The organism is Pseudomonas sp. SR18 (assembly GCF_023701505.1).
Lineage (GTDB): Bacteria > Pseudomonadota > Gammaproteobacteria > Pseudomonadales > Pseudomonadaceae > Aquipseudomonas > Aquipseudomonas cyclaminis.
On the sequence record NZ_JAMQAU010000035.1, the window covers coordinates 1 to 3437 of the forward strand.

At 50.9% G+C, this 3437-nt stretch carries 2 tRNA genes and 1 rRNA gene; all 3 read right to left on the minus strand.

Annotated elements, in window-relative coordinates:
• Nucleotides 1–109: 109 nt before the first annotated feature.
• Nucleotides 110–3001, minus strand: a 23S ribosomal RNA gene (locus tag NDJ82_RS27300).
• 246 nt (nucleotides 3002–3247) lie between these two features.
• Nucleotides 3248–3323: transfer RNA gene (locus NDJ82_RS27305), tRNA-Ala, on the minus strand.
• Nucleotides 3324–3353: 30 nt separating this feature from the next.
• Nucleotides 3354–3430 (minus strand) — tRNA-Ile (locus NDJ82_RS27310).
• Nucleotides 3431–3437: the final 7 nt, after the last annotated feature.

The following is a 3437-nucleotide window of genomic DNA, read 5'->3' on the forward strand; positions in this document are numbered from 1 at the left end:
AAATTGGGTATGTGATAGCTTTCGGTGTCTTGTGAGCGTCGAACTTTCGGTTCATCTCGTCTTCACACACCGCAATCTGGCCTTTCGACGCAAATTGCTTGGGTGTTATATGGTCAAGCCTCACGGGCAATTAGTATTGGTTAGCTCAACGCCTCACAGCGCTTACACACCCAACCTATCAACGTCGTAGTCTTCGACGGCCCTTCAGGGAACTCAAGGTTCCAGTGAGATCTCATCTTGAGGCTAGTTTCCCGCTTAGATGCTTTCAGCGGTTATCTATTCCGAACATAGCTACCCGGCAATGCCACTGGCGTGACAACCGGAACACCAGAGGTTCGTCCACTCCGGTCCTCTCGTACTAGGAGCAGCCCCTCTCAAATCTCAAACGTCCACGGCAGATAGGGACCGAACTGTCTCACGACGTTCTAAACCCAGCTCGCGTACCACTTTAAATGGCGAACAGCCATACCCTTGGGACCGGCTTCAGCCCCAGGATGTGATGAGCCGACATCGAGGTGCCAAACACCGCCGTCGATATGAACTCTTGGGCGGTATCAGCCTGTTATCCCCGGAGTACCTTTTATCCGTTGAGCGATGGCCCTTCCATACAGAACCACCGGATCACTAAGACCTACTTTCGTACCTGCTCGACGTGTCTGTCTCGCAGTCAAGCGCGCTTTTGCCTTTATACTCTACGACCGATTTCCGACCGGTCTGAGCGCACCTTCGTACTCCTCCGTTACTCTTTAGGAGGAGACCGCCCCAGTCAAACTACCCACCATACACTGTCCTCGATCCGGATAACGGACCTGAGTTAGAACCTCAAAGTTGCCAGGGTGGTATTTCAAGGTTGGCTCCACGCAGACTGGCGTCCACGCTTCAAAGCCTCCCACCTATCCTACACAAGCAAATTCAAAGTCCAGTGCAAAGCTATAGTAAAGGTTCACGGGGTCTTTCCGTCTAGCCGCGGATACACTGCATCTTCACAGCGATTTCAATTTCACTGAGTCTCGGGTGGAGACAGCGCCGCCATCGTTACGCCATTCGTGCAGGTCGGAACTTACCCGACAAGGAATTTCGCTACCTTAGGACCGTTATAGTTACGGCCGCCGTTTACCGGGGCTTCGATCAAGAGCTTCGCGTTAGCTAACCCCATCAATTAACCTTCCGGCACCGGGCAGGCGTCACACCCTATACGTCCACTTTCGTGTTTGCAGAGTGCTGTGTTTTTAATAAACAGTCGCAGCGGCCTGGTATCTTCGACCGGCATGAGCTTACGGAGCAAGTCCTTCACCCTCACCGGCGCACCTTCTCCCGAAGTTACGGTGCCATTTTGCCTAGTTCCTTCACCCGAGTTCTCTCAAGCGCCTTGGTATTCTCTACCCAACCACCTGTGTCGGTTTGGGGTACGGTTCCTGGTTACCTGAAGCTTAGAAGCTTTTCTTGGAAGCATGGCATCAACCACTTCGCTAACTAAAAGTTAGCTCGTCATCAGCTCTCGGCCTTAAGATCCCGGATTTACCTAAGATCTCAGCCTACCACCTTAAACTTGGACAACCAACGCCAAGCTGGCCTAGCCTTCTCCGTCCCTCCATCGCAATAACCAGAAGTACAGGAATATTAACCTGTTTTCCATCGACTACGCTTTTCAGCCTCGCCTTAGGGACCGACTAACCCTGCGTCGATTAACGTTGCGCAGGAAACCTTGGTCTTTCGGCGTGGGTGTTTTTCACACCCATTGTCGTTACTCATGTCAGCATTCGCACTTCTGATACCTCCAGCAAGCTTCTCAACTCACCTTCACAGGCTTACAGAACGCTCCTCTACCGCATCACTTACGTGATACCCGTAGCTTCGGTGTATGGTTTGAGCCCCGTTACATCTTCCGCGCAGGCCGACTCGACTAGTGAGCTATTACGCTTTCTTTAAAGGGTGGCTGCTTCTAAGCCAACCTCCTAGCTGTCTAAGCCTTCCCACATCGTTTCCCACTTAACCATAACTTTGGGACCTTAGCTGACGGTCTGGGTTGTTTCCCTTTTCACGACGGACGTTAGCACCCGCCGTGTGTCTCCCATGCTCGGCACTTGTAGGTATTCGGAGTTTGCATCGGTTTGGTAAGTCGGGATGACCCCCTAGCCGAAACAGTGCTCTACCCCCTACAGTGATACATGAGGCGCTACCTAAATAGCTTTCGAGGAGAACCAGCTATCTCCGAGCTTGATTAGCCTTTCACTCCGATCCACAGGTCATCCGCTAACTTTTCAACGGTAGTCGGTTCGGTCCTCCAGTTAGTGTTACCCAACCTTCAACCTGCCCATGGATAGATCGCCCGGTTTCGGGTCTATTCCCAGCGACTAGACGCCCTATTAAGACTCGCTTTCGCTACGCCTCCCCTATTCGGTTAAGCTCGCCACTGAAAATAAGTCGCTGACCCATTATACAAAAGGTACGCAGTCACCCAACAAAGTGGGCTCCCACTGCTTGTACGCATACGGTTTCAGGATCTATTTCACTCCCCTCTCCGGGGTTCTTTTCGCCTTTCCCTCACGGTACTAGTTCACTATCGGTCAGTCAGTAGTATTTAGCCTTGGAGGATGGTCCCCCCATATTCAGACAAAGTTTCTCGTGCTCCGTCCTACTCGATTTCATGACTAAGAGATTTTCGCGTACAGGGCTATCACCCACTATGGCCGCACTTTCCAGAGCGTTCCGCTAATCTCAAAGCCACTTAAGGGCTAGTCCCCGTTCGCTCGCCACTACTAAGGGAATCTCGGTTGATTTCTTTTCCTCAGGGTACTTAGATGTTTCAGTTCCCCTGGTTCGCCTCTTACGCCTATGTATTCAGCGTAAGATAACCATCTTATGATGGCTGGGTTCCCCCATTCAGACATCTCCGGATCAAAGTCTGTTTGCCGACTCCCCGAAGCTTTTCGCAGGCTACCACGTCTTTCATCGCCTCTGACTGCCAAGGCATCCACCGTATGCGCTTCTTCACTTGACCATATAACCCCAAGCAATCTGGTTATACTGTGAAGACAACATTCGCCGAAAATTCGAATTTCTCAATTAAGAGAACTCACAAATTTTACCTTAGCCTGATCCGTTACCAGTGAAAGTAACGTTCAGTCTATCTTTCTATCACATACCCAAATTTTTAAAGAACGATCTAATCAAAGACTAGAAATCAACATTCACCATCATCACAATGGAATGCTCATTTCTAAGCTTTCAACAACAGAAGCAGTAGTGGTGGAGCCAAACGGGATCGAACCGTTGACCTCCTGCGTGCAAGGCAGGCGCTCTCCCAGCTGAGCTATGGCCCCGTATTTCTACAGGCGTTTCCCACACAAAATTGGTGGGTCTGGGCAGATTCGAACTGCCGACCTCACCCTTATCAGGGGTGCGCTCTAACCAACTGAGCTACAGACCCAATTTCG